This is a genomic window from Ectothiorhodospira haloalkaliphila ATCC 51935, assembly GCF_000633935.1.
GTDB lineage: Bacteria > Pseudomonadota > Gammaproteobacteria > Ectothiorhodospirales > Ectothiorhodospiraceae > Ectothiorhodospira > Ectothiorhodospira haloalkaliphila.
Genome location: NZ_KK214998.1, coordinates 1271312 through 1297681 on the forward strand (window position 1 = coordinate 1271312; position 26370 = coordinate 1297681).

25 protein-coding genes and 1 tRNA gene are annotated in these 26370 nt (G+C 64.4%); 14 read left to right on the top strand and 12 right to left on the bottom strand.

Features of this window, described 5'->3' with window-relative positions:
* Positions 1-2: 2 nt before the first annotated feature.
* Together ECTHA_RS0113775 and ECTHA_RS0113780 are read right to left on the bottom strand one after the other, a co-directional pair.
* Positions 3-1226: a TonB-dependent receptor gene (locus ECTHA_RS0113775; RefSeq protein WP_238984790.1), complete on the bottom strand. Its 1224-nt coding sequence runs from the start codon at positions 1224-1226 to the stop codon at positions 3-5.
* Positions 1226-1612, bottom strand: coding sequence for a type 2 periplasmic-binding domain-containing protein (locus tag ECTHA_RS0113780; RefSeq protein WP_203225284.1), 387 nt, complete (start codon positions 1610-1612; stop codon positions 1226-1228). The genes ECTHA_RS0113775 and ECTHA_RS0113780 overlap by 1 nt, the downstream gene beginning before the upstream one ends.
* A 170-nt stretch (positions 1613-1782) precedes the next feature.
* Between ECTHA_RS0113780 and ECTHA_RS0113785 the strand changes: the two genes are divergently transcribed.
* Positions 1783-2421, top strand: a complete 639-nt coding sequence (locus ECTHA_RS0113785) for a transcriptional repressor (protein ID WP_338018739.1) — start codon at positions 1783-1785, stop codon at positions 2419-2421.
* A 27-nt stretch (positions 2422-2448) separates the two neighbouring features.
* On the opposite strand, the gene ECTHA_RS0113790 is transcribed toward ECTHA_RS0113785, so the two are convergent.
* A complete protein-coding gene (locus ECTHA_RS0113790; RefSeq protein ID WP_025283030.1) occupies positions 2449-3189 on the bottom strand; it encodes a ferredoxin--NADP reductase in 741 nt (246 codons plus the stop codon).
* A 103-nt stretch (positions 3190-3292) separates the two neighbouring features.
* On the opposite strand from ECTHA_RS0113790, the gene ECTHA_RS0113795 reads away from it, so the two are divergent.
* The 3 genes from ECTHA_RS0113795 to ECTHA_RS0113805 all read left to right on the top strand — a co-directional run bounded on the left by ECTHA_RS0113795 (position 3293) and on the right by ECTHA_RS0113805 (position 7149).
* Positions 3293-4090 carry a TatD family hydrolase gene (locus ECTHA_RS0113795; protein ID WP_025283031.1) on the top strand — a complete coding sequence of 266 codons (798 nt, stop codon included), beginning with the start codon at positions 3293-3295 and terminating at the stop codon, positions 4088-4090.
* 43 nt (positions 4091-4133) lie between these two features.
* A complete protein-coding gene (locus ECTHA_RS0113800) occupies positions 4134-4844 on the top strand; it encodes a tRNA threonylcarbamoyladenosine dehydratase (RefSeq protein ID WP_051582711.1) in 711 nt (236 codons plus the stop codon).
* A 64-nt stretch (positions 4845-4908) separates the two neighbouring features.
* On the top strand, positions 4909-7149 hold the full coding sequence (locus ECTHA_RS0113805) for an EAL domain-containing protein (protein WP_029762729.1): 2241 nt from the start codon (positions 4909-4911) through the stop codon (positions 7147-7149).
* 12 nt (positions 7150-7161) lie between these two features.
* Here ECTHA_RS0113805 and ECTHA_RS0113810 read toward each other — a convergent pair whose 3' ends face one another.
* From ECTHA_RS0113810 to glyQ, 5 genes are all read right to left on the bottom strand, one after another.
* Positions 7162-7833: a protein tyrosine phosphatase family protein gene (locus ECTHA_RS0113810; protein ID WP_025283034.1), complete on the bottom strand. Its 672-nt coding sequence runs from the start codon at positions 7831-7833 to the stop codon at positions 7162-7164.
* On the bottom strand, positions 7830-8615 hold the full coding sequence (locus ECTHA_RS18410) for a lysophospholipid acyltransferase family protein (RefSeq protein ID WP_238984791.1): 786 nt from the start codon (positions 8613-8615) through the stop codon (positions 7830-7832). The genes ECTHA_RS0113810 and ECTHA_RS18410 overlap by 4 nt, the downstream gene beginning before the upstream one ends.
* Before the next feature lie 228 nt (positions 8616-8843).
* The gene (gmhB, locus tag ECTHA_RS18415) at positions 8844-9419 is read right to left on the bottom strand and encodes a D-glycero-beta-D-manno-heptose 1,7-bisphosphate 7-phosphatase (RefSeq protein ID WP_025283036.1); all 576 of its coding nucleotides are present in this window, start codon (positions 9417-9419) and stop codon (positions 8844-8846) included.
* On the bottom strand, positions 9416-11488 hold the full coding sequence (glyS, locus tag ECTHA_RS0113825; RefSeq protein WP_026623817.1) for a glycine--tRNA ligase subunit beta: 2073 nt from the start codon (positions 11486-11488) through the stop codon (positions 9416-9418). The genes gmhB and glyS overlap by 4 nt, the downstream gene beginning before the upstream one ends.
* A 3-nt stretch (positions 11489-11491) precedes the next feature.
* Entirely contained in the window at positions 11492-12436 is a 945-nt protein-coding gene (glyQ, locus tag ECTHA_RS0113830; protein WP_025283037.1) for a glycine--tRNA ligase subunit alpha, read from the bottom strand.
* A 644-nt stretch (positions 12437-13080) separates the two neighbouring features.
* Here glyQ and glnA point away from each other — a divergent pair.
* From glnA to ntrC, 4 genes are all read left to right on the top strand, one after another.
* A complete protein-coding gene (gene glnA / locus ECTHA_RS0113835) occupies positions 13081-14490 on the top strand; it encodes a glutamate--ammonia ligase (protein WP_025283038.1) in 1410 nt (469 codons plus the stop codon).
* A 109-nt stretch (positions 14491-14599) separates the two neighbouring features.
* Positions 14600-15169, top strand: coding sequence for a DUF4124 domain-containing protein (locus ECTHA_RS0113840; protein ID WP_035369635.1), 570 nt, complete (start codon positions 14600-14602; stop codon positions 15167-15169).
* Between the two features lie 279 nt (positions 15170-15448).
* Positions 15449-16516 carry a nitrogen regulation protein NR(II) gene (glnL, locus tag ECTHA_RS0113845; protein ID WP_025283039.1) on the top strand — a complete coding sequence of 356 codons (1068 nt, stop codon included), beginning with the start codon at positions 15449-15451 and terminating at the stop codon, positions 16514-16516.
* Entirely contained in the window at positions 16509-17921 is a 1413-nt protein-coding gene (gene ntrC, locus ECTHA_RS0113850; RefSeq protein ID WP_025283040.1) for a nitrogen regulation protein NR(I), read from the top strand. The genes glnL and ntrC overlap by 8 nt, the downstream gene beginning before the upstream one ends.
* Positions 17922-17961: 40 nt before the next feature.
* On the opposite strand, the gene ECTHA_RS0113855 is transcribed toward ntrC, so the two are convergent.
* The 3 genes from ECTHA_RS0113855 to ECTHA_RS0113865 form a co-directional block, all read right to left on the bottom strand.
* The gene (locus ECTHA_RS0113855) at positions 17962-18366 is read right to left on the bottom strand and encodes a Fur family transcriptional regulator (RefSeq protein WP_026623819.1); all 405 of its coding nucleotides are present in this window, start codon (positions 18364-18366) and stop codon (positions 17962-17964) included.
* Positions 18367-18422: 56 nt separating this feature from the next.
* Positions 18423-19538 carry a glycine oxidase ThiO gene (gene thiO, locus ECTHA_RS0113860; protein WP_025283042.1) on the bottom strand — a complete coding sequence of 372 codons (1116 nt, stop codon included), beginning with the start codon at positions 19536-19538 and terminating at the stop codon, positions 18423-18425.
* A 50-nt stretch (positions 19539-19588) separates the two neighbouring features.
* Positions 19589-19662 (bottom strand) — tRNA-Gly (locus ECTHA_RS0113865).
* A 115-nt stretch (positions 19663-19777) separates the two neighbouring features.
* On the opposite strand from ECTHA_RS0113865, the gene thiS reads away from it, so the two are divergent.
* From thiS to ECTHA_RS0113885, 4 genes are read left to right on the top strand one after another with little or no spacing between them, the layout of a single operon-like run.
* A complete protein-coding gene (gene thiS / locus ECTHA_RS0113870) occupies positions 19778-19978 on the top strand; it encodes a sulfur carrier protein ThiS (protein WP_025283043.1) in 201 nt (66 codons plus the stop codon).
* A gap of 36 nt (positions 19979-20014) precedes the next feature.
* Positions 20015-20827 (top strand): thiazole synthase, encoded by an 813-nt coding sequence (locus ECTHA_RS0113875; protein ID WP_025283044.1) that lies wholly within the window; start codon positions 20015-20017, stop codon positions 20825-20827.
* 26 nt (positions 20828-20853) lie between these two features.
* A complete protein-coding gene (gene trmB, locus ECTHA_RS0113880; RefSeq protein ID WP_025283045.1) occupies positions 20854-21561 on the top strand; it encodes a tRNA (guanosine(46)-N7)-methyltransferase TrmB in 708 nt (235 codons plus the stop codon).
* Entirely contained in the window at positions 21536-22393 is an 858-nt protein-coding gene (locus ECTHA_RS0113885) for an ion transporter (protein WP_025283046.1), read from the top strand. Before trmB ends, ECTHA_RS0113885 begins: the two co-directional genes overlap by 26 nt.
* Here the strand turns inward: ECTHA_RS0113885 and ECTHA_RS0113890 are convergent.
* Positions 22386-23240, bottom strand: coding sequence for a universal stress protein (locus ECTHA_RS0113890; RefSeq protein ID WP_025283047.1), 855 nt, complete (start codon positions 23238-23240; stop codon positions 22386-22388). The two genes, ECTHA_RS0113885 and ECTHA_RS0113890, sit on opposite strands and share 8 nt — an antisense overlap.
* A 131-nt stretch (positions 23241-23371) precedes the next feature.
* On the opposite strand from ECTHA_RS0113890, the gene ECTHA_RS0113895 reads away from it, so the two are divergent.
* The gene (locus tag ECTHA_RS0113895) at positions 23372-25210 is read left to right on the top strand and encodes an SLC13 family permease (protein WP_025283048.1); all 1839 of its coding nucleotides are present in this window, start codon (positions 23372-23374) and stop codon (positions 25208-25210) included.
* A 120-nt stretch (positions 25211-25330) separates the two neighbouring features.
* On the top strand, positions 25331-26221 hold the full coding sequence (locus ECTHA_RS0113900; RefSeq protein ID WP_025283049.1) for a phosphoribulokinase: 891 nt from the start codon (positions 25331-25333) through the stop codon (positions 26219-26221).
* The last annotated feature ends 149 nt before the right edge of the window (positions 26222-26370 follow it).

Genomic DNA, 26370 nt, shown 5'->3' on the forward strand with positions numbered 1-26370 from the left:
GATCAGAAGGTGAACGAGGCTTGCAGGGCAAACAGATCCCAGCGAGCCTGGCCGCCGCCCTGGTCAAATTCCGGGTTGTCCGCGAGCGGTGTGAGGGCGGTGCCATCAATGTGGTGCCACTCGGCCCGCAGCAACCATTGGGGTGTCGGCCGCCAGCCCGCGCCCACGGTCCATTGGTGCTGGTAGAAGCGATGCGGCTCACGATCGACCCCGGGTACCGGATCGAACTCCCGGGACTGGCGTGTGCCGCTGCGATCACTGGTGTCATTCCAGTGCTGTTCGTGGCGCACGAAGCCCTCCCATTGGTGATTGAAACGATAGGTGCCCTGCAGGTAGTAGCCTGCTTCTGTAAACGCACCGTCCGTAAGCGGCCCGTAGCCCTTGGGGTGCAGGCGCCGGACCACCCCCTCGGTGGTCAGACTCAGCCGCTCCCGGTTCCACTCGGCGCTGAGCACCAGGGCGTCCACTGACGTTTCGCCGGCCTCTAGCGGAGGGTTGGGCAGATCATCAGGGCGATACTCGGTGCGTACCCGGGAGTAGGTGGCCCCCAGTCGCAGGGCACCCCCATCCCGCTCATACAGCAGGCGGGCGTTCTGACCGCTGGTCAGCCTGAGCTTCCCCGGGGCATCCTGGGTGCGCAGGAAGGCCGCCTGGGTCTCGTCCTGCATGGTGGTGGGGACAGCCAGGCCCAGGTCGAACTGGAACAGGCCCCGGTCCGTGAACCACTGCCAATAGGTATGTAATCCGTCCACACCGGTATAGAAGTCCCGGAGACCCAGCCCCTCCACGTAGATGGTCTGGGGAAGGAGGATCCCCGGCCGCGTGGTGGCCACGTCCCGGGTCTCGTTGTAAAACCCGATGGGGATCTTGGCGCGACCGAGGCGCACACCGCCAACCACCGAACCGTCCAGAAGCCGATAGTCCACAAAACCGTAGTCCAGGCGAGGATCGCCGTCATACAACTCACCCGCGCGGCGGCTCACCACCTGGGCCGCCAACGCCAGGGAAGGGGTGACCATGTAGCGGGCATTGAGCCCCAGTTCCGTCAACTCGAAGCTGCCATCCCGGCTCGGCCCGTAATAGTCGTTGCCATTGGAATACAGATACCCCTGACTGATAAACCCATGCAGTTCCAGTGGCCCACCGGCCTGCGCCTGCACCTGCCCCACCCAAAGGCTGCACAGCGCGGCCAGGAAGATGCAGATTCCCTTGCCCGAGCGTTTCATCACCTGGCCTCCATGCTGATCACCCGAATGCCCGGATGGTCTGCCGGGCCGGTCACGTAGCCCACCCCCCCGGGGGTCCGACTCACCTGGCGCAGCATCTCCTGACGGGACTCAACGGTGACCGGCCCGCGGCCCGTCCCCGAGAAGATCACGCGATTCCAGGCATTTTGCAACTGGTAGGGAAAGACGCCCAGCACCTCCTTGCTGAAGGCCTCGTGGTCCGGGTGACGACTGTCCAGCACGAAAACGGTGAGGCGTTCTCCCTGAAGGGTCTGCAGGCGCATGCTGAAGATGGCACGAAGCATGGGCAGTGTGATGGCATTGTCCGGCAAGGATTCGTGGGCGATGACCACCGGAGGCGGCGCCGCATTGACCGACGGTGCCACGAGAAGGAATGCCAGCAAAAGGCAAACAAGGCCCGCAGCCCTCAGTTCCCTGAAGAGGCGATCATCCCCTGCCTTCCTGTCCCTGACTACCCCATGGGCGGGCCCTTTGTGCTCGCTGCCTGCGTGGTGTGATCTGCCTGGCTCATGCCCAGGGCTCACACGCGATCGACGTGCTTGAACCTTATCCCAAGCCCCGGGTTGCGTCCACTGATGACGTACTCACCCTGACCGATGGCGGTCCGGCCTTTCACCTGAGTATGATGAAGGGCCATTGCAGTCAGACGAGCGCCCTGATGGCCCAGAACCCACCTCATGCCGATCCCCATCATGACCATACCGCCTGCATCCGCAGCGCCATGGACAGTGCCGAGCGCCTGTGCCGGGAACGGGGCGTGCGCCTGACCCCCTTGCGGAAGCGGGTGCTGAAACAGATCTGGCAAAGTCATGAGGCGGTGAAGGCCTATGAACTGATTCATCAGCTCAGTTCGCATGACCACACCGTGAAGCCGCCCACCGTGTACCGGGCGCTGGATTTCCTGCTGGCCCAGGGCCTGGTGCATCGTATCGAGAGTCTCAACGGTTACGTGGGCTGCATCCAGCCGGAACAGGCCCATGACACGCTGCTGCTGATCTGTCGGCAATGCGGCGTGGTGACGGAATTGGCGGATGCCGGGGTGACTCAGGCATTGCGCGAGAAGGCCTCGTCCCAGGGTTTTGCACTGGACCAGCCCATTGTGGAGGGGCGGGGGCTCTGCCGGCAATGTGCCGAGCAGCGGGGGACCCAGGGCGATGGCGCGGGAGAAGGGTAGCGGCACCCCGACCCGCTCACCCCACGCTCACCAGTAGTTCTCGGTGGTGATATGGCCCGGCTCACGGCGCCGGTTGCGCGTCATCCCTCTCGCCTTGAGCACGGCGCTGGTGTCGGCCACCATATCCGGGTTGCCGCAGATCATGACCTGGGACACATCCGGCGTCAGCGGCAGCCCCGTATGCCTCTCCAGCAGCCCGTTCTCGATGGCCGCTGGCACCCGCCCCGGCAGGGCGCCCCGAACCTCCTCGCGACTGACGAAGGGTACGAACTGGAATTGGCTGCCCCGATCCCGGAAGCCCTGGATGGTCTCCTGGTAGGTGAGTTCCTCGGCGGTACGCACGGCATGCACCAGCACCACCTTGTCGAAGCGTTGCCAGGGCGCCTCTGTCTTGAGTATGGACAAATATGGACCAAGCGCCGTACCGGTGGCGAACATCCACAGCACGTCGGCGTCGGGGATCTCGTCCATCACAAAGAAGCCATTGGCCCTGGACATCAGTTCCACCGTGTCTCCAGGGCCCAGCTCCTGCAGGCGATTGGTCAAGGATCCTTCCGGCACCGTGATGAAGTAGAAGTCCAGCGGCCGCTCATCGGGCGCATTCACGTACGAATAGGGCCGGGCCACGCGCTCGCCGTCGATGGTGACCCCCAACCGGTTGAACTGCCCTGCCTTGAAATCGTCCACGGGGGCCTCCACCCGCAGCGAGTACAGTCGCTGAGTCCAGCGCTTGAGTTCAACCACCTCACCCGTCAACCAACCTGCCATGACATTTCCCTTGGCCCTTGATGGGCCTCAATCGATCTATCTATAACGTGTCGCTCCCGGACGTTTTTTTCAACGCCCCGGGATTTGGGGTTATTCTTGAGCCATGCTTCCTTTCAGTATAGACAGTCATTCCCATTTCGATGTGGAGGCCTTCGAGCCCGACCGGGAGGCCTGCTGGGAGCGCGCCCGCGCCGCCGGCGTCAGGGCCCAGGTGGTACCGGCCATTGGTCGTTACAACTGGGAGAGGGTCCGCGACGTGGCCCATCGCTACCCTGGCATCCACCCGGCCTATGGTCTGCACCCGGTCTATCTGGACCGGCATCGGCCCGGGCACCTGGACGAACTGGCTGACTGGCTCGGCCGCGAACCGGCGGTGGCCGTGGGCGAATGTGGTCTGGATTGTTTTGTTGAGGGCCTGGACTTTGATGTCCAGTGGACATACTTCACCGCGCAACTGGACCTGGCAGTGCAGTTCGGATTGCCCGTGATCATCCACGCCCGCCGCGCCGTCGACAAGGTGACCCGGGCGGTGCGCGAAAGGCCAGAACTTACCGGGGTCGTGCACAGCTTTTCCGGCAGCCGCCAGCAGGCCGACAAGCTGCTGGAGCAGGGAATGCTGCTGGGTTTTGGCGGCCCCATCACCTATCCCCGTGCCCAGCGCCTGCGGCGCCTGGTGGGCGAGCTGCCACTGGAAGGCATCCTGGTGGAGACGGACGCCCCGGATCAGCCCGGTGTCTCTCACCGGGGTGAACGCAACGAACCCGCATTCCTGCCCGAGATCATCCGCACCCTGGCTCAGTTGCGTGAAGACAACCCGCTCAGGGTCTCCCAGGTCACCGCTGACAATGCCCGCCGCCTGTTCCAGTTGCCCGCCGACCTGCCCATTCAACCCGACGCTTGAGCCACCCGTGACCGACACACCCGACATCCACGAACGCACCCGCATGCTCCTGGGAGACGCAGGCCTGGAACAGTTGCGCCGCTGCCATGTCTTCATCGCCGGCTTGGGCGGGGTGGGTGCCAGTGCTGCCGAGGCCATTGCCCGGGCTGGTGTCGGCCGCATCACCCTGCTCGACCACGACGTGGTGGGCCCCTCGAACCTCAATCGTCAACTGGTGGCATTGCACTCCACTCTGGGGCGCCCCAAGGCCCATGTGATGGCCGAACGCATCGCTGATATCCACCCGGCCGCGCGGGTGATCGTGCGGCAGGACTTCCTCAGTCCCGACAATGTCGCGGACCTGCTGCCGGCAGATTGCGACTTCGTGCTGGATGGCATCGACTCCATTGCCTGCAAGGCGGCCCTGGTCCATACCTGCCAGCAACGCGGTCTGTCGGTCATTTCCAGCATGGGTGCCGGAGGGCGGCTTGATCCCACCGCCGTTCGCGTGGGGCCGTTGGCGACAACCGAGAAGTGCCCCCTGGCGCGTGAGCTGCGCAAGCGGCTGCGTCGACTGGGGGGACATCTGGACTACCCGGTGGTGTATTCCACCGAGACGCCCATCAAGGGAAGCGAACATCGACCCATTGATGGGCAGGTATCCGGCCGCCCCCGGGCGGTGAACGGCACGATCTCCTATCTGCCCGCCTTGTTCGGGCTGACCCTGGCAGGTGAGGTGGTGAGAGGGCTCCTCGCCAGCCACCCCCTCCCCTGAGACCCTCGGGCTGGTCTATAGTCTGGGTTTGAAGACGCAACAGGACCTCGTGTCAGGGAAACTCATGAGCAAGACTCTTCTCCGGCCCTCTGCCGGCCCATCCCGGATGAAGGGCAAACCAGCGCCCGATGATCTGGAGCGCGTCATCGCCCAGGTCCATGCCATGGACCGAGCACCTGATGCCTGGCAGGGCAGTGATCAAGTGCCCACCATGATTCCCTATATGGCCAAGGCTGTGGACGAACTGAAGCGCATTTATGTCAGTCCGCGCCTCAAACAGTGGATGAGCGGCCAGGACAAGGGCCGGTTTCTCAAGGATCATGACCGCTGGCTGGCTCATCTCCACCCGGATGACCGGGAGGCGGTCCTCGACGCACTGGGGCAAACCCGCGAGACCCAGCGTGCCTACTGCCTGGAATACCGGCTCCAGGACCTGGATGGTCGACCCCACTGGGTTCGAGACATGGGGGCCTACATCCACGACGGGCGCCGCGAGCGGGCCGTCATCCAGGGCCTGATGATGGAGATCCCGGATCCATACGATGGCGCGCAACCCGCCCAGGCCCATGAGACCAGCCCGCTGCCCGTGCCCTCCGGCCCCACGGAGGCACCGCAACTGGCCAGGCATCTGCACCAGCTTCTGGACCAGGCGCCCATGGCCCTGTTTGCGGTGGATGATCAGGGGCAGATCACCTACGTGAACCAGCAAGCACTCACGCAACTGGGTTATGCACGCCCCGACCTGCTGGGCCGCGCTGCCCATGGGCTGTTGCTGAAGGCCCGCGAGGACGGCACGCCGGTCGCCTGGCCAGACTCACCACTGCATCAAGCACTGTGCAGCGGCCAGGCCCTGGAACGGCTGGAAACCGTGCTTTGGCGCCGGGACCGCCGGGCCCTGCCGGTCCACATGGCGATCACGCCGCTTCGCGCGGGGACCGCCGCCAGCGGCGCGGTGATCACCTTTCAGGACGCCACGGAATACCGCTCCATGTCCACCCAGCTGGACTATCAGGCCAGCCACGATCCGCTCACCGGCCTGCTCAATCGCCGCGAACTCATGTTCCGTCTGGAGCGCGCCCTGCACGATGCAAGGCGTCAGCATGTACAGCACGCCTTGCTTTATCTGGACCTGGACCAGTTCAAGCTGATCAACGACACCAGCGGCCACCAGGCCGGAGATGAACTGCTTCGTCGCATTGCCACCCTGCTCACCGATCATGCCCGCCAGGGAGACGCGCTGGCGCGCCTGGGGGGAGATGAATTCGCGGCGATACTGCACGAGGTGACCCCCGAGCAGGCCATGCGTCTGGCCGAGGAAATGCGTGAACTGGTAGAGAACTACCGCTTCCACTGGGAGAACCGCCAGTTCTCGCTCACCGTGAGCGTGGGGCTGGTGCCTGTAACCCGCGAGAGCAGCAGCGGCATCACCCTGTTGTCCGCGGCCGACACCGCCTGCAACGCCGCCAAGGACACAGGCCGTAACCGGGTGCACGCCTTCAAGAAGGACGACACCGGCCTGATGCGAATGCAGGGGGACATGCACTGGGTGAGCCGCATCCACTCGGCGGTGGAGGAGAACGGTCTGCAGCTCTTCTGCCAGCCCATCCGACCGGTCGCTCCAGAGGGAAGGAAGGCGGGGACACACTTCGAGATCCTGGTGCGCATGCGGGATCACGATGACAAGCTGATCCCGCCATCGGCGTTCCTGCCGGCGGCGGAACGCTACAACCTGTCCACCCGCATTGACCGCTGGGTGGTGCGCCAGACGCTGGACTGGATGTGCGACCAACGTGATCGCATGGACCATCTGGATGCCTGTGCCATCAACCTGTCGGGGCATTCGGTGGGCAACAGTGAGTTTCTCAAATTCCTGCTGGAGGCCTTGCAGACATCCAATCTGCCACCGGAAAAGCTCTGCTTCGAGGTCACCGAGACCGTGGCGATATGCAATCTGGACAATGCCCGGCATCTGTTCTCTTCCCTGGGCTCGCTCGGCTGCCGTTTCTCCCTGGATGACTTCGGCAGTGGCATGTCCTCCTTCGGCTATCTACGCGACCTGCCAGTGCATTACCTGAAGATCGATGGACTGTTCGTGCGCGACGTGGCTCAGGACGAGACCGACCGGGCGCTGGTGCAGTCCATCAACGACATCGCCCACGTGATGGGCAAACAGACCATCGCCGAGTTCGTGGAATCGGATGCCATCCTGCAGGTCCTGCGGGAGATGGGGGTGGATTACGTCCAGGGTCATCACATCGGTCACCCGGTACCACTGCACTCCATCACCCTGGGCGACAGACCTTGAGGGTGGCCGATCCTATTCCCGACGCAGGATGCGGTCGACCAGGGAGTCTGCCAGCCGACTGGGGCGGAACGTCTTCCTGAGAACGGCCCGGTCATAGCGGGTATCCACCCAGGTGAGCAGATCCATGGGTTCTCGTTCGGCATCCCGCAGGTAGCTCTCGAAGAACCAATCCAGCAGACCGGTCTTGGCCCATCGGTAATGGAAATAGGGCCAGAGTCGCAATTGCCGGGTCTGGTCCAGAGGCATGCCCTCCATCCAGTGCAGGTAGAGGGTACTCATCACGCCCACCCGGTCGGCGCCGGACTTGCAGTGAAACCACACTGGATATTCGATGCGATTGAGCAGCTCGTGGGCCGCGTGTATCGACTCGGGCGATGGAAGGCTGCGGGAGTGCAGCTTGAGGTGCTCAAGGGACACCCCAAGGCGCTGGCAGGCGTCCGCCTCCAGGGCCATCATGGGGTTGTCCGGGTCCTCTTCCCGCAGGTTCACCATCGTGCGGATGCCATATCGGGGTATGCGCCGGTGCAGGTGTCGGGGTGAGGGCTGGCCGGAGCGAAACGCACGATGCGATATCCGGTGGAAGTTGGACAGCCCGAACTCCCTCACCCATCCGTCATCGGCCCAGAGGGCATGCACATGAGTGCGCGCCCTCTGGGTGCGCGTACTCAGATCAAAGTGGCTCATGGGGCGTCGTGATGACCTTCAGACCCGGGCTGGGTCTCTGTGTTGCTGTGTATCCCGCATAAGGCGTTGGTATGGGACTCGATCCATTCTTCTGCGTCGGCCATGATGTCCTCGGCCCGGCGGCCTTCCGTGGGGATGGGCGGCCCGATCTGCATGCGAATGGTGCCGGGATACTTGATGAAGCTGCCCTTGGGCCAATATAGCCCGGCGTTGTGGGCCACGGGGATCACCGGGCGACCGCTGCGGGCCGCCAGCACAGCGCCACCCAGCTTGTAACGCCCCCGTTCTCCGGGCGCGGTGCGGGTGCCCTCCGGAAAGATCACCACCCAAAGTCCTCGCTGCAGCCGGTCCTGGCCCTGGCGGACCAACTGGCTGATGGCCTTGCGCCCGGCCGAGCGGTCCACGGCGATGGGGTGCACCAGGGACATGCCCCAGCCAAACAGGGGGATGCGCATCAACTCCCGCTTGAGCACCCAGACCTGGGGCGGGATCACCCGTTGCAATCCCAGGGTCTCCCAGGTGGACTGGTGCTTGCATAGAAGCACCTTGGCTTCCCCGGCAAGGTGTTCGGTGCCGGTGACTTCGAAGCCCAGGCCGCAGGTGACCTTGAGCCACCAGACATTGAAGCGGGTCCATTGTGAGAGGACACGGAAGCGGCCATGCCAGTCCAGGAGGATGAGAAAGGGGAATGTGCAGGCGAACACGATGGTGGAACCGGAAAAGCCGGCCCAGAACAGGGTGGCGCGCAGGTATAGCAGCGGGGTGGGCTGTGGACGGGTCACGGGGTCATTTCAGGGGTTTTGGGCAGGCTGCATGATAACCAGCGTGGCCGGTGCGGGCCAGTGTCGGGGCTGGGCCGGGCTGGGCTGGGCTTCGGAGGTGGCGTTCTCCCGAGGGGGTGGGTTCCTTGCGGCGGGACGCCGTGAATACCTCCCTGTAGGCTTGATCGCCGCATCCATGCGGCGAACACCCGCCTCCAGGAACCCACCCCCTCGGGAGAACTGGATACGTCAGTGGCTTCGCTCGGGAGGGCCTCCCTGGGATGGGGGACACTGACGGAGAAGGGCCTGTACCAGTTCTGCCAGATCCTCGTAGACGGGAATGCCCTGGGGGATACGGCCTTCGGCCAGGGCCCTGGCGCCGTTGCCGGTTTTGACCAGCAGGGGGCTGCAGCCGGCGACGGTGGCGGCCTCGATGTCGCGGGGGGAGTCGCCGACGGCGGGTACGCCGGCCAAGTCGATATTCAGATCGCGGGCCACCTGATGGAACAGGCCCGGCCGGGGCTTGCGGCAGTCGCAGCCATCGTCGGGGCCGTGGGGGCAGTGATAGATGCCCTGCAGGGAGCCGCCGGCGGCCTCCACTGCATCGGTCATGCGCGCGTGGATGGCATCCAGGGTGGCGGCATCGAACAGGCCGCGGGCCAGGCCGCTCTGGTTGGTGACCACCACCACCCGCCAGCCGGCCCGGCTGAGCCGGGCGATGGCCTCCAGGCTGCCGGGCAGGGGGATCCACTCTTCCGGTGACTTGATGTAGTCGGGGGAGTCCCGGTTGATGACGCCATCCCGGTCCAGCAGGATGAGCTTCATGGCACCCGGGACAGGTCCGCCACCCGCAGGAACAGGCCGGCCAGGCGGTTGAGCAGGGCCAGGCGGTTGTCCCGCAGGGCGGTGTCTTCGGCCATGACCATCACCTGATCGAAGAAGGCATCCACGGGCTCGCGCAGGCTGGCCAGTTCGGTGAGTCCCTGGGTGTATTCACCGGCATCGAAGTGGGCCGAGACGGGCGCCCACAGGGCCTCGAGCCGTTCGTGCAGGGCGCGCTCGGCGTCTTCCTGCAGCCTTTGCGGGTCCACCTGCTCGGGCAGGTCGCCTTCCACCTTGCGCAGGATGTTGTGGATGCGCTTGTGGGCTGCGGCCAGGGGTTCCGCCTCCGGCAGGCCCAGGAAGGTTTCCACGGCACGCACCCGCTGGTCGAAGTCCAGGGGCCGGGTGGGACGCACCGACAGCACGGCGTCGAACACTTCCGGGCGGATGCCACGGTCGTGATAGTAGGCGCGCAGGCGTTCCATGATGTAGTCCAGCACCTGGGGCACGGCCTCCATGGCCGGCACGGCCTGGCCATAGCCCCGGGCTGCGTGCTCCAGCAGATCCTTCAGGTCCAGGGGCAGTTCCGCTTCCACCAGGATGCGCAGCACCCCCAGGGCGGCGCGGCGCAGGCCGAAGGGGTCCTTGGCGCCGGTGGGCTTGAGGCCGATGGCGAAGATGCCCACCAGGGTATCCAGGCGGTCGGCCAGGGCCAGCACCCGGCCCACGGCCTCGCCGGGCAGGTCGTCGCCGGCGTGGCGGGGGAGATACTGGTCCTCCAGGGCCCGGGCCACGGAGGCGGCCTCGCCATCGTAGCGGGCATAGTGGCGCCCCATGGTGCCCTGCAGCTCGGTGAACTCGTACACCATGAGGGTCTGCAGGTCGCACTTGCACAGGCGTGCCGCACGCCGGGCTTCGTTCTCCGGCGCGTCGATCTCCCCGGCCAGGTACGCGGCCAGCTGCTCCACCCGCTGGGTCTTGTCGTACAGGCTGCCCAGCTTCTGCTGGAAGACCACGTGCCGCAGGGCGTCCAGGTGGCTTTCCAGGGGACGCTTGCGGTCCTGGTTCCAGAAGAACTCGGCGTCGGCGAAGCGGGGGCGGATCACCCGCTCGTTGCCTTCGCGCACCCGCTCGGGCGCCCGGGAGTCCACGTTGCTGATGGTGATGAAGTGGGGCATCAGGCGCCCCTGGTCGTCCACCACGGCAAAGTACTTCTGGTTGTCCTGCATGGTGAGGATCAGGGCCTCCTGGGGCACGTCCAGGAAGCGGGACTCGAAATGGCCCGCCACGGCCACTGGCCATTCCACCAGGGCGGCCACTTCATCCAAAAGAGCCTCGTCCAGCACGGCGCGACCGCCCAGTTCGGCGGCGGTCTGCTCCACCTGCCCCCGGATGGCCTCCCGGCGCGCATCGAAATCCGCCAGCACATGGCCCTGTCGGGCCAGCAGGTCCGCGTAGGCGGAGGGTTCCGGCACAGGGAGCGGATCCGGGTGGTGGAAGCGGTGCCCCCGGGTCTCGCGCCCGGCGGGGATGCCCAGGATGGTGCCCGGAATCGGTTGGTCCCCCAGCAGCAGGATCACCCAGTGCACGGGGCGCACGAATTCCGCATCGCCATCACCCCAGCGCATGCGCTTGGGGATGGGCAGGGCGGCCAGGGCGGATTCCACGACCCCCGGCACCAGCTCGGCGGTTTCGCGACCAGGTTCCACATGGCGATGCACCAGCCAGGCGCCCTTGTCGGTCTCCATGCGCTCCAGGGCGGACACCTCCACGCCGCAGGAGGCGGCAAACCCCTGGGCCGCCCGGGTGGGCTGACCCTCGGCATCGAAGGCGGCACTCACCGCCGGCCCGCGGCGCTCCATGGCCTGATCCGCCTGGCGAAGCGGCACCTCCCGGATCCACACCGCCAGCCGGCGCGGCGCGGCATAGGCCTGACCCGCCCCGACCTTGAACCCCGCCTCCTCGAGGCCCCGGGTCACCTCCCGGGCAAAGGCATCGCGCAGTTCCCGCAGGGCCTTGGGCGGCAGTTCTTCAGTACCGATCTCGATCAACAGATCCTGTGCATCACTCATGTCTTACCCCTGTCCGCCTTGCGCCTGACCATTGGCCTTCTTGCCCCCATTGCCCTGGAGCATCGGGAAACCCAGGGCCTCCCGGGCCTCGTGGTAGGCCTTGGCGACGCTGCGGGCCAGTTCGCGCACGCGCAGGATGTAGCGCTGACGCTCGGTCACGGAGATGGCGCGGCGGGCATCCAGCAGGTTGAAGGTATGGGAAGCCTTGAGCATCTGCTCGTAGGCCGGCAGGGGCAGCCCCTGCTCGATCAGGTGGCGACTCTGCTGTTCGCAGGTCTCGAACCAGGCGAACAGGCGCTCCACATCGGCGTGCTCGAAGTTGTAGGTGGATTGTTCCACCTCGTTCTGGTGATAGACATCGCCATAGGTCACCACGCCCTGCGGCCCCCTTGTCCACACCAGGTCATAGACGCTCTCCACCCCCTGCAGGTACATGGCGATGCGCTCCAGGCCGTAGGTGATCTCGCCGCTCACGGGCCGGCAGTCCAGGCCGCCCACCTGCTGGAAGTAGGTGAACTGGGTCACCTCCATGCCATTGAGCCACACCTCCCAGCCCAGGCCCCAGGCCCCCAGGGTGGGCGACTCCCAGTTGTCCTCCACGAAGCGGATGTCATGCACCAGCGGGTCGATGCCAATGGTCTTGAGCGAGCCCAGATACAGTTCCTGGAAGTCCGGCGGAGAGGGCTTGAGCAGCACCTGGAACTGGTAATAGTGCTGCAGGCGGTTGGGGTTCTCCCCATAGCGTCCGTCGGTGGGGCGCCGCGAGGGCTGCACATAGGCGGTGCGCCAGGGCTCCGGACCCACGGCGCGCAGGAAGGTGGCCCAGTGGAAGGTGCCGGCCCCCATCTCCATGTCGTAGGGCTGGAGCAGCACGCAGCCCTGCCGGGCCCAATAGTCCTGCAGGGCCAGGATGAGCCCCTGGAAGGTTGAGACGTCTTGAGAGGACATTCAGATCGACCCGAAGTGATTCGTGATTGGCATGCGGGCCGCCGGCCACGCAAGGCGTCGCATTATAACGGCGTCGGCAGCAGCCAGACCAGCGCCGTCCCGTGGGAGCGGCCCTCGGCCGCGAGACGGTGCCCGCAAAGACTTCCCCGGCCACGGTTATCGCGCGTTCGCGGGCAGGCCCGCTCCCACGGAAGGGACATGGCCAACCTGACGGGAACCCCAGGAAGAACTCCCGTGGGAGCGGCCCTCGGCCGCGAAGATCGCAGCTACTCAGGCGTCCGGCCCCGCCGTAAGGACCCCCCCCCCCCTCGGCAGGCCCTGCCCCCGATGCGAAACCCAGGTGCTCGTGCCAGATACACCCTTGGCGACCGGGGGCCGCTGCCACAGGGGGCCACGGGTCTGGGGCAATGCAGGGTATTGCCCCGCCCCAACATGAGGCATGCTACCCTGGCATGCACTATCCTGGTGCAGGCCGGTGACCCCATTTCGGGCAGACCGCCCCGCTCAGGCCCATATTTCGACCACTCACACCATGGCACGGTCCATGCATTATCCCGACCGAACGTTTTTCAACGCCCCTGCCGACTGATCAGTGGGCAACCCATTTCAAAGTGGCAATCATTCAAGTCCCTGGAGGAGCACGCATGTCAGCAAGCGACGTACTCAACATGATCAAGGAACACGACGTGAAATTCGTCGACTTCCGTTTCGTGGACAGCCGCGGCAAGGAGCAGCACGTCTCCGTCCCCGCCCACACCATCGACGAGGACGTACTGGAAAGCGGCAAGATGTTCGACGGCTCCTCCATCTCCGGCTGGAAGGGCATCAACGAATCGGACATGATCCTCATGCCCGATACCGAAAGCGCTGTCATGGATCCCTTCTTCGACGAGCCCACCCTGAACCTGCGCTGCCAGGTGGTGGAACCGACCACCATGCAGGGCTATGACCGCTGCCCCCGCTCCCTGGCCCAGCGCGCCGAGGCCTATCTGGCCAGCACCGGCATCGCTGACGGCTGCATGTTCGGCCCGGAGAACGAATTCTTCGTCTTCGACGACATCAAGTGGGGCACCTCCATCCAGAACTGCTTCTTCCAGATCGACTCCGACGAGGCCAGCTGGAACTCGGAAAAGGTCTTTGAAGACGGCAACATCGGCCACCGCCCCACCGTGAAGGGCGGCTACTTCCCGGTGCCGCCGGTGGACAGCCTGCAGGATCTGCGCTCCGCCATGTGCATGGCCCTGGAAGAAATGGGCCTGACCACCGAGGTGCACCACCACGAAGTGGCCACTGCCGGCCAGTGCGAGATCGGCGTGGGTGCTGCCTCCCTCACCCGCAAGGCCGACGAGGTACTGATCCTCAAGTATGTGGTGCAGAACGTGGCCCACAACTACGGCAAGACCGCCACCTTCATGCCCAAGCCCCTGGTGGGTGACAACGGCAGCGGCATGCACGTGCACATGTCCCTGTCCAAGGACGGCCAGAACCTGTTCGCCGGCGACAAGTACGGCGGTCTGTCCGAAACGGCCCTGTACTATGTGGGCGGCATCATCAAGCATGCCCGTGCCCTGAACGCCTTCACCAACCCCTCCACCAACAGCTACAAGCGTCTGGTGCCCGGCTTCGAGGCCCCGGTCATGCTGGCCTACTCCGCCCGCAACCGTTCTGCTTCCATCCGGATTCCGTGGGTGTCCAGCCCCAAGGCCCGCCGCATCGAGGTGCGCTTCCCCGACTCCACCGCCAACCCCTACCTGGCCTTTGCTGCCATGCTGATGGCTGGCCTGGACGGCATCCAGAACAAGATCCACCCGGGCGAAGCCATGGACAAGAACCTGTACGACCTGCCCCCGGAAGAGGAAAAGCAGATCCCGCAGGTCTGCGCCTCCCTGGAACAGGCCCTGGACGCACTGGACAAGGACCGCGAGTTCCTGACCGCTGGCGGCGTTTTCACCGACGACATGCTCGACGCCTACATCGACCTGAAGATGGAAGAGGTCACCCGCATGCGCATGACCACCCACCCGGTGGAATTCGACATGTACTACAGCCTGTGATCACCTGACCCCTGAGGTCATCGTGATTCAGTAAGGAGCCCCCGGCAACGCCGGGGGCTCTTTTCTTTGGGCGCTTGTCCGTCCAGCACCCCTGCGGTATCGTCAAGTCATGAACGCGCGCCTGACCACCCTGCTCCTGCTGCTCACCCTGGCCGCACCGGCCATGGCTGAGGTGTATCGCTGGACCGATGATCAGGGCAACACGGTCTTTGGCGATACCCCCCCCGATGGCGTGGACGCCACTCCCATGAACGTGCGCAGCCCCACCGTGACGCCGGGCTTGCCGAACGCCCGCGAGATCCTGGAGCGCCCCACCCCGCGCGAAGAGGCACAGGCGCGGGAACAGGCACGAAGCGCCGGCTACACCGGCATCAGCATCGCCAGCCCCGGCGATGATGACGTGGTGCGCACCAATCTGGGCGAGGTGAATGTGTCGGTCCAGGTGGATCCGGAACTTCAGTCCGACCAGGGCCACCGGGTGCGGATTGTCCTGGATGGTCAAACCGCCGCCGTGGGCGAGTCCACCCGATTCACCCTGGAGGAGGTCACACCGGGCACCCACACCCTGAGGGCCGAAATCCTGGACAGCAACGACCGGACGCTGAAGGCTTCCGAGGAGAGCACTTTCCACCTGCTACGCACCACGGTGCGACAGCAGACCCGACCCGGTGGAAACTGAGCCCGATCCCCCTCTCCCGCGCCTGGCGCTGGAACCCTTGCCGCGTGGCTACCTGCCTGAAACCGCCCTCACCTTCCAAGCTTCGCCCCTGCACATGGCAGGCGGACCTGGCCTGCACCATAATAGTGCATAGGCGCGTGCGCCCGGAGCCATACGCACCATCTTCGTGATCTTTGCCCGCACCCGAAAATGGCGCCACGCCTCGCTCCGGGGTCAGGCCACGCCCGATCACGGTGCATGCATCCATGCTGGTTCGGTTTTTGCAGAAGGAAAAGCCATATGCCCCAGGATCACACACTGCACCGACATCTGCTGGAGAACCTGACCACTGCCATCCTGGTGGCGGATGAACGACTGCGGCTGCATTTCATGAACCCCGCGGCCGAAATGCTCATGGAGATCAGCCTCAACCGCGTGCGCGGCCTGCCCATGGGCGACCTGTTCCGGGAGGACGAAACGCTGCTGGTCAGCCTGCAGCAGTCACTGAACACAGGGCACCCCTTCACCGAACGGGAACGCCTCCTGGCGCTGCACTTCGAGCGGGAGGTCACGGTGGACATCACCGTATCGCCCATCTCCGAGCCGGGCAGTCCGCGGCGCCTGCTGATCGAGCTGGTGCAGGTGGACCGCCAACTGCGGATCACACGGGAAGAACAACTTCTCAATCAGCAGTCTGCCTCGCGGGCCCTGCTTCGCGGCCTGGCCCACGAGATCAAGAATCCCCTGGGCGGCCTGCGGGGAGCCGCGCAGTTGCTTGAACGGGAACTACCCGACCCGGAGTTGCAGGAGTACACCCGCATCATCATTGGCGAAGCCGACCGGCTACAGAACCTGGTGAACCGCATGCTCGGTCCCAACAACCTGCCCCAGCGCCAGCACCAGAACATCCACAAGGCACTGGAGCACGTGCGCAACCTGGTGAGCGTGGAGGCCCCCGAAGGTGTTCTGATATGCACGGACTATGACCCCAGCATTCCCGACGTCAACGCTGATCAGGACATGCTCATCCAGTCCATCCTCAACATTGTCCGCAATGCAGTGCAGGCTGTGGGCGAAGAGGGTGTCGTGCGACTACGCAGCCGCGTGCTGCGTCAGTACACCATCGGCCAGGTCCGCCACAAGCTGGTGGCCCTGATACAGGTGATCGACCATGGCCCCGGCATCAGTGAGGAGGTTCGCGAACGCATCTTCTTTCCCATGGTCTCGGGCCGGGACGGAGGCACGGGACTGGGCCTGTCCATCGCGCAATCCCTGATCAACCAGCACGGCGGGCTGATCGAGTGCACCTCCCGCCCCGGCCAGACCGTATTTTCCCTGCTGCTACCCGTGGAGTTGAAGGATGACTAATCGAGAGCATATCTGGGTCATTGATGACGATCGCTCGATTCGCTGGGTCCTGGAACGCACCTTGAGCCGCGCGGGCATCGAAGTCACATCCTTTGCCTCCGCCGCCGAGGCCCTGCAGGCCCTGGAACAGGACGTGCCCGACGCCCTGATGACCGACATCCGCATGCCGGGCATGGATGGACTGGAGATGCTGGGAAGACTGCAGCGGGATCACCCCGAGCTGCCAGTCATCATCATGACCGCCCATTCCGACCTGGAGAGCGCCGTTTCTGCCTACCAGGGCGGTGCCTTCGAGTACCTGCCCAAGCCCTTCGATGTGGACGATGCGGTCTCCCTGGTGCGTCGAGCCTGCCAACTGCGCAGGGAACGTGGACGCGATGCCCCCGAGGACACGGAAAAAACACCGGAGATCATCGGCGAGGCCCCCGCCATGCAGGAGGTGTTCCGCGCCATCGGGCGCTTGTCCCGATCCAACATCACCGTACTCATCAACGGAGAATCCGGCACGGGCAAGGAGCTGGTGGCGCACGCCCTGCACCGCCACAGCCCCCGTGCACACATGCCCTTCATTGCCCTGAACACCGCCGCCATCCCCAAGGATCTGCTGGAATCCGAGCTCTTTGGCCACGAAAAGGGGGCCTTTACCGGCGCTCAGAGCGCCCGGCGGGGGCGCTTCGAGCAGGCCGATGGTGGCACCCTGTTCCTGGACGAGATCGGTGACATGCCCGCCGAATTGCAAACACGGCTGCTGCGGGTGCTGGCGGATGGGGAATTCTATCGTGTGGGGGGGCATCTGCCGGTCAAGGTGGATGTACGTATCATCGCCGCCACCCACCAGAACCTGGATTCACGGGTCAAGGACGGCCTGTTCCGGGAAGATCTGTTTCACCGTCTGAACGTGATCCGCATCCACGTCCCCTCCTTGCGGGAACGCCGCCAGGACATCCCCCTGCTGCTCAATCACTTCCTGGGACTGGCAGCCTCGGAACTGAACGTGGAACGCAAGGTTCCCCTGGCTGAGGTGCAGGATTACCTGTCCACCCTGGACTGGCCCGGCAACGTGCGGCAACTGGAGAACATCTGTCGATGGCTGACCGTGATGGCCTCGGGGCGGGAACTCCACATGAACGACCTGCCGCCAGAGCTGCATGAACGCTCTGCCGACGCAGAGATCAGTGGCTGGGAAGACGGCCTGGCCCAATGGGCGGAACAGGAACTGGCGCGTGGAAACTCGGCGCTGCTGGAGCAGGCCACTCCGGCCTTCGAGCGCATCATGATCCGCGCCGCCATGAAAAAGACCGGCGGACGCCGTCAGGATGCCGCGCGGCTGCTGGGATGGGGGCGCAATACGCTGACGCGCAAGATCAACGAACTTCACATGGACGAGGGACAGGACAATCCCTGAAAGCGGCCTACTCCGTACTGGCCTGAGAGGTCAGCGGGATTCAGCCCTGCCTCACACGGACAATCACATCCACCCCCTCCACCTGCGTGCCCTCGGGCAGATCAGGCAGATTGCCGATGTCCACGTGTTCCAGGGCCAGGTCCTCCAGGTGACCGGTGTCCAGGTGATACATGTGATGATGCGGGGTCAGGTTGGAGTCGTAAAACAGCTTGGCCGGGTCAACGACCACCTCGCGCACCAGACCTTTTTCCGCGAACAATCCCAGCGTGTTGTACACCGTGGCCTTGGACACCCGGTAGCGGCGTTCACTGGCGAGGGCCAGTAGCTGCTCGGCGGAGACATGCTGCGGCCTCTCGAACAATAGTTCAGCGATGTCCAGGCGTTGCTGGGTCGGCGTGATGCCGTGATCCCTCAACCGTTTGACTACGGCCTCTCTATCGAGCATGGCGAATGCACTCCACTACAGGTCATACCCCAGTATAACCGTCAGCTAGACAAAGTCTAGTTCGCGTTACTCCGCCGAACCGAAAAATCCGCCCGATCGATCCGGTAGGGGGATGGATCACAGATGGGGGCGTGCCCCATGATCAGGTCCGTGAGCAGGCGACAGGCACCGATACTCATCACCACCCCGTTCCGGTAATGGCCGGCGTTCACAAAAAGCCCCTCCACTTCCGGATGCGGACCAATGTAAGGGATGCCCTGGGGTGAGCCCGGGCGCAGTCCGGCCCAATGTTTCTCGATGGGCAGATCCGCCAGGGCCGGCACCAGACGGGCTGCGGCCTCCCGGAAGGTTTGAGCGGCCGCCTCGGTGATGGATTTGTCAAAACCCACCCTTTCCAGCGAACTGCCGGCCAGCACGTGGCCGTCGCGTCTCGGGATGATGTACTGGTCGTCGTTCAGCACCATGCGGCTGAGCAGCCCGGGAGGGCCACGGAACAGGATCATCTGACCACGCACCGGCTCGATGGGGGGTGCCCCCAGGGACAGCAGCAGCCCCCCGGTCCAGGCACCGCCCGCCACCACCACACGCTCGGCCAGGAGTTCACCCTGTTCGGTGATCACGCCGGTCACTCGGCCACTGCGCACCCGAAACCCGCTCACCGGCGTACGCGGACGGATATCCACGCCGCGCCTCACCAGACTATGCTGCAGGGCCCGCATGAGCCGGGGATTACGCACCTGGGCCACCCGGGGCATCCATACCCCCTGATCAAAGCCTTCTGCGAGCGCCGGCTCACAGCCATGCACAGCCGGCTGATCCAGGGCCTCCAGTTGCACATCCGGCCAGCGGCGAGCCCAGGCTTGAGCCACATCCCACTGGCCGGGATCGAGCACCAGCAGGCCGTTTTGCGTCCACTGGGGGTCTTCTCCCGTTTCCTGAAGGAGTTCGTCGGCGAAAGAGGGAAAGGCCGCCTGCGTGAGACTGGCCAGATGGGTCACGGGATCGGGGAAACGCCAGGGATAAAGCGGAGAGAGGATGCCGCCACCGGCCCATGAGGCCTCCTGCCCCGGCTCCTGGCGATCCAGCAGGGTGACGTCCAGGCCCTGATCATGAAGCATGCGGGCGGAAAGCATGCCGATCAGACCGCCGCCCACCACGATGCAGTCAGTCATGAAATCACCCGCTGAGGAAAATGGGCCAACGCCGGAAAACGGAGGGGAACTGGAGCGGGTGATGGGAATCGAACCCACGTCATCAGCTTGGGAAGCTGAGGTTCTACCATTGAACTACACCCGCGCGACACCCATAGTGTATGCGGTTACATCGCGGTTCTCAACGGGGAGATGCGGCACCCCGGGAACCGCTGGATCGGTTAACATAGCCGCCTTTTCCAATCCCGAACACTCCCATGATGGAACTCATAGTGAATGGCGAATCGCGCCAGGTGTCCGAGCAGCTGACTGCCGCCGGCCTGGTGGAGGATCTGGGCCTGACCGGACGCCGCCTGGCGGTGGAGGTCAACGGTGAACTGCTGCCGCGCAGCCGGTTCGACCAGCACCACTTCAACCCCGGCGACCGCGTGGAAATCGTCCAGGCCATCGGCGGCGGCTGACCCCCTCACTGACCAGAGATTGCACACGGTACCCCCATGTCGAGCAAAGCCACTGAAAACAACACGCCCCGGGAAGACGCACTGATCATCGGCGGCACCACCTACCGTTCGCGCCTGCTGGTGGGCACGGGAAAATACAAGGATCTGGATGAGACCCGCGACGCCATTGATGCCAGCGGTGCCGAGATCGTCACCGTGGCCATCCGTCGCACCAATATCGGGCAGAACCCGGGCGAGCCCAACCTGCTGGACGTGATCTCACCGGAGCGCTACACCATCCTGCCCAACACCGCCGGCTGCTACACCGCCGACGATGCCGTGCGCACCTGCCGCCTGGCCCGGGAACTGCTGGATGGCCACGACCTGGTCAAGCTGGAGGTGCTGGGTGATGAACGGACCCTGTATCCGGATGTGGTGCAGACCTTGAGCGCCGCCGAAACCCTGGTGGCCGACGGCTTCAAGGTGATGGTGTACACCAGCGACGACCCCATCCTGGCCAAGCGCCTGGAAGAGATCGGCTGCGTGGCGGTGATGCCCCTGGCCGCCCCCATCGGTTCGGGCCTGGGCATCCAGAACCGCTACAACGTGCTGGAAATCGTGGAAAACGCCCAGGTACCCATCCTGGTGGATGCCGGCGTGGGAACGGCCTCCGATGCCGCCATTGCCATGGAGCTGGGGTGTGATGGCGTGCTCATGAACACGGCCATTGCCGCGGCCAGAAACCCGGTGCTGATGGCCTCGGCCATGAAGAAGGCCATCGAGGCAGGGCGCGAGTCGTTCCTGGCCGGCCGGATGCCCAAAAAACGTTATGCTTCGGCTTCTTCACCGCTGGAGGGGACGTTTTTCTGAAGCCCTGAGGTATCGAGCACATCATCATGACCGCCACCCAAACGCCCCCACACCATCGCCCCATTCGCAGCTTCGTGCGTCGGGAGGGACGCCTCACCGTGGGGCAGCAGCGGGCGCTGGATCTGCTGTGGCCCCGCTGGGGCCTGGAATTCGCGCCCGAGCCCCTGAAACTGGAGGCCCTGTTCGGGCGCCGGGCGCCGGTAACCCTGGAAATCGGCTTCGGCAATGGCGAATCCCTGGCGCAGATGGCCGCCGAGCACCCGGAGCGGGATTTCATCGGTGTGGAGGTGCACCGCCCGGGCGTGGGACATCTGCTGCAGCAGGTGGAAGACCTGGGTCTGACCAATGTGCGTGTGGCCTGCCATGACGCCGTGGAGATGCTCAACCGGCAGATCCCGACCCAAAGCCTGGACCGTATCCAGATCTATTTCCCCGACCCCTGGCCCAAGAAACGCCATCACAAGCGGCGCCTGGTGCAGCCGGCCTTTGTGGCGCTACTGGCCAGCCGGCTGCGCGAGGGTGGCATCCTGCACCTGGCCACCGACTGGGAAGATTATGCCCGGCACATGCTTGAAGTCATGCAGCAGGCCGGGGATTTCGCCAATCAGGCCGCCGATGGCGGTTTCAGCCCGCGCCCCTCCTACCGCCCCCTGACCAAGTTTGAACAACGGGGTCAGCGACTGGGACATGACGTCTGGGATCTGGTCTATGAACGCACACGCCCAAAGCGATAACCCCGCCCCTCCCGACAGTTTCCGCGCCCGGGCCGGACGCTGGATCGAAAGCCCGCGCATCCAGAACCTGATCGTGGCGATCATCGTCCTGAACGCCATCACCCTGGGGCTGGACACCTTCGAGGTGGTTCAGGTGCACGCCGGGAGTGTGCTGCAGTGGATCGAGCGCACGGTACTGACGATCTTCGTCTTCGAAATTGCGGTCAAGCTGTATGCCTTTGGCTTCCGCTTCTTCCGCAGTGGCTGGAATGTCTTCGACTTCCTGATCGTGGCGGTTTCGCTGCTGCCGGGCACGGGGGCCTTCAGCGTGCTGCGGACCCTGCGTATCCTGCGGGTACTGCGCCTGCTCACCAAGATCAAGCGCCTGCGCCATGTGGTGGATTCCCTGCTGCGGGCCATCCCGGGCATCGGCTGGATCGCCGTACTGCTGATGCTGGTGTTCTATGTGTTCGCCGTGATGGGGACCCGGCTGTTCGCCGACAGTTTCCCCGAGTATTTCGGTCATCTGGGACGCAGCATGTATTCCCTGTTCCAGGTGATGACCCTGGAGAGCTGGTCCCAGGAGATCTCACGCCCGGTGATGGCGGTATACCCCTACGCCTGGATCTACTTCCTGGCCTTCATCATGCTCACTGCCTTCACGGTGCTCAATCTGTTCATCGGCATCATCGTGAACAGCATGCAGGAGCAGCACTATGAAGAAGAGGAAAACCGCCGCCAGGAGCAGGATGCCGCAGCCCGGGAAGAGCGCGACGAGTTGATGGCCAAACTGCAGGAGATCAACGACCGATTGGCGCGCCTGGAGTCCAGCGGCCGCACGCCGCCTACCTGACGATCAGCACCGGGCAGGGGGCATTGCCCACCACCCGCTTGGAGACACTGCCCATGAACAGGCGTTTCAGGGCAGTGTGCCCGTGACTGCCCATCACCACCAGGTCGGTGCTGCGGCTGCGGGCCACGTCCGCGATCACTGCTTCCGGGCGCCCCTGTTCCACCATGCCATCCAGTTCGATGCCCGCCGGGGCCAGTTCCTGCTTGAGCATGTACAACACCCGCTGCACAGCCTCTTTGGCCCGTGCACGTCGCTCATCGCTCTCATCCCCCAGGGTTGCGGAGAGCACCGTCAGGGGCAACCCGGTGGACAGGGCCAGGCGCGCAGCCGTGGCGCAGGCTGCGTCCGCATGGCGAGAGCCATCGGTGGCCACCAGGATGCGTCGTCGCAGGGGTTCTGATCCCGGCGGCGCCACCAGCACACTGCAAGGGGCATGACCGATGATCCGGTTGGTGGAATCCCCCACCACCAATCGCGCCAGATCACTGCGATGGCGGCGCCCCACGACCACACAATCCACGTTTTCGTCTTCCGCCAGGCGGACCACTGCGATGCAGGGATCCGCCCCATGACGCAGCATCACGCGGCACTCGATACCCTGCCTTTCTGCCTCCTGCTGAAGCGTTTCCAGGGACTGTTCCACCTCACGAGTCTCTGCATCGACGCGCTGCGGAGCCATGGATTCGTATTCCGGATTGGTCAGCACCACCCGGAGGACCAACAGTTCGGCGCCACAATGCTGCGCCAGACTCATGGCCAGGGCACGCGCACCGTCACTGTGTTCCGTGCCATCAAAGGCCAGCAGGATCTTGCGGAACCGGCCGACGGGGGACAACTGGGATTCCATGAGACACTCCACCTAGGGCGATGTTGTGAGCATAGCGGAATTGAGGCGGGACGAACCAGACGCCCACTCTTTCAAGCCAGGCATAAAGACATTACACTGCTTATGCCCGCACAAGATATTCATATAATAAAATGCAAGAGATTGCCTTCACCCCCCAGATGATGGTGGTGCTGGGCCTGCTCGGCCTCACCATCGTGCTCTTCGTCACCGAGGTGGTGCGCATCGATGTGGCCGCTGTGTCCATCATGGTACTGCTGGGACTGCTCAGCCTGGTGCCGGGTCTGGAGTCCATCAGTGATCCGCACCGGCTCTTCGATGGCTTCGCCAGTAATGCGGTCATCTCCATCATCGCCGTCATGATCATCGGCGCCGGGCTGGACAAGACCGGCATCATGTCCCGGGTGGCCGGCCTCATCATGCGCTCGGGCGGCACCACGGAGAAACGCGTGGTTCCCATGATCTCGGGCACCGTGGGGGTGATCTCCAGCTTCATGCAGAACGTGGGGGCTGCGGCCCTGTTCCTGCCCGTGGTCTCGCGCATCAGTGCCCGCACCGGACTGAAAATGTCCCGCCTGCTGATGCCCATGGGGTTCTGCGCCATCCTGGGCGGGACGATCACCATGGTGGGGTCCAGCCCGCTCATTCTGCTCAACGACCTGCTACCGGAGGGCATGGAGCCCTTTGGTCTGTTCGACGTCACCCCCATCGGCCTGGCCCTGGTGGCCACGGGCATCCTGTATTTCGTGCTGCTGGGCCGCTTCGTATTGCCGGTCACCAAGGGCGAGCAGCCCACCGCCGAGAGCACCGAGGAATACTTCCAGCGTGTTTACGGGCTGGATTTCGTCATCCGCGAGGTGCGCCTGGAGGACCACAACGGCCTGGCCGGACGCACCGTGGGCGAACTGGAGGCCGAGTACCCGGTCATCGTCATCGGCGCCTTCATGAACGGGGAACTGCGGGTAGGGCCATGGAGCGGCCTGGTGCTGGAGCCCAACGCCCACCTGGCCCTGCTGGGTCGCCACGAGGCCCTGGAATCCTTTGCCGCCCGTAGCGCCAATCCCCTCAAGGACCGACTGGACGTCTTTGGTGATGCCCTGGCGCCCAACCAATCGGGCATTGCCGAGGTGGTGCTGCCGCCCGGCTCGGAGCTCATCGGCAAGAAGGTCACCGACATTGCCATGCGCAAGACCTATGGTCTCTCGGTGCTGGGTATCCACAGGGGCGAGGAGACCATCCGCAGCGGCGTACGTGAAGTCCCCCTGCTGGCGGGCGACACCCTTGTCTGCCACTGTCGCTGGGATTCCCTGGCAGATATCGAGAAGAACCGTGATTTCGTGGTGATCACCAGCGAGTATCCCCGCGAGGAGTTGCGCCCGCAGAAGGTACCCTTTGCCCTCACCTTCTTCCTCATCGCTCTGGCGCTGATACTGTTCACCGATCTGCGTCTGTCGGTAGCCCTGCTGGTGGGTGCCGTGGGCATGATCCTGAGCGGTGTGCTGAGCATGGACGAAGCCTACAAGGCCGTGAGCTGGAAGACGGTGTTCCTGCTGGCCAGCCTCATCCCCCTGGGCGCTGCCGTGGAGCAGACCGGCACCGCCGCCTGGATCGCCCATCAGACCCTGACCTACCTGGGGCAGGTGTCCCCCTGGGTGCTGCAGGGCACCCTGGCCATCCTGGCCACCTTCTTCACGCTGGTGATGTCCAATGTGGGCGCCACTGTACTGCTGGTGCCCCTGGCCGTGAGCATTGCGGTGGCGGCCCAGGGCATGGGCATGGACGCGGATCCCAGGGTGTTCGCACTGACGGTGGCCATCGCCACCTCCAACTCCTTCCTCATCCCCACGCACCAGGTCAATGCCCTGATCATGGGCCCCGGCGGCTACCGCGTGAAGGACTTCATGAAGGCCGGCGGCATCATGACGGTGCTGTTCCTGATCGTATCGCTGGTCATGCTCAATCTGGTTTTTTAGTCCATTTACCTACACACTATAGAGCTGACCGGCATAAAGATTCCGATCCCCCGGCCAGGACCGGGGGACATATAACCAAACCTTAGCCATCAACCATCAAGCCATGAAGGAGTCAAACCCATGTCCAGGAAACACCCGATTGTGGCCGTCACCGGTTCATCCGGCGCAGGCACCTCCACTGTCAAGAACGCCTTCGAGCACATCTTCCGCCGCGAACACATCAACCCGGTGATCATCGAAGGCGACAGCTTCCACCGCTACAATCGGGTGGAGATGAAGCAGGCCATGAAGGAGGCCGCCGCCCAGGGCAACAACCACTTCAGCCACTTCGGCCCGGAAGCCAATCTGTTCGACAAACTCGAGGAGATGTTCAAGACCTACGGCGAAACCGGCGGTGGCAAGAAGCGCTACTACATCCATAATGAGGAAGAAGCGGACAACCACAACGGCCGCCTGGGCACCAGCCTCAAGGCCGGGGAGTTCACCCCCTGGGAAGACATTCCTGACGGCACCGACCTCATGTTCTACGAAGGGCTGCACGGTCTGGTGACCGATGGTGACGTGAGCGCCGCCCAGCACGTGGACCTGGGCATCGGCGTGGTTCCCATCGTCAACCTGGAATGGATCCAGAAGATCTTCCGCGACAACGCCGAGCGCGGCTACACCGCCGAGGCCATTGTCGACACCATGCTGCGCCGCATGCCCGACTACGTGCACTACATCACGCCCCAGTTCTCCAAAACGGACATCAACTTCCAGCGCGTGCCCATGGTGGACACCTCCAACCCCTTCATCGCCCGCGACATCCCCACGCCGGACGAGAGCATGGTGGTGATCCGCTTCCGCGATCCCAAGAAGTTCGGTGTGGATTTTCCCTACCTGCTGAACATGCTGCATGACTCCTTCATGTCGCGCCGCAACACCATTGTTGTCCCTGGCGGCAAGATGGGCCTGGCCATGGAGGTGATCCTCGCCCCCATCATCGCCGGCATGCTGGAGAAGCGGCGCTGAGGTTTCGGGGGCCATCCGTCCGTCCCCCTGGGAACCCATGGCTGTACTTCCCCTTTCCTTGAGGGATGTCGGGGTTCGTGGGAGCGGGCCTGCCCGCGAATGGGATTGGCGGCGAGGTTGACCTTCTTGCCCTCAGCCCTTCGCGGCCA